Annotated in this window: 1 pseudogene; it reads left to right on the top strand. The window is 66.8% G+C overall.

What is annotated here, in order from left to right:
* Nucleotides 1–223 (top strand): annotated as a pseudogene (locus E4K09_RS29160) (AraC family transcriptional regulator); the annotation flags it as partial.

Raw genomic sequence — 223 nt, 5'->3', positions numbered from 1 at the left:
GCCTCGGCCTTCTCGAGATCGCGGCGGTGCTCGCCCTCGCGGAACGGGGCAATGTCATTCTCGACCCCTTCTCCACGCTTGTCGCCCGATATGCACGCATCGGCGCCGGGACCGTGTTTTATCCCGGCGTGACCCTTCATTGCTCCGCATCCGGCGCGCTGAGCATCGGAGACGGCAACACGCTCCATCCCGGCACGTGGCTTGCCGCCGAAACGGGCACGGT

This window comes from Microvirga pakistanensis (assembly GCF_004458765.1).
GTDB classification, from domain to species: Bacteria; Pseudomonadota; Alphaproteobacteria; order Rhizobiales; family Beijerinckiaceae; genus Microvirga; species Microvirga pakistanensis.
Note: the sequence above shows the minus strand (reverse complement) of the source record. Positions and strands in the feature narration are given on the sequence as shown.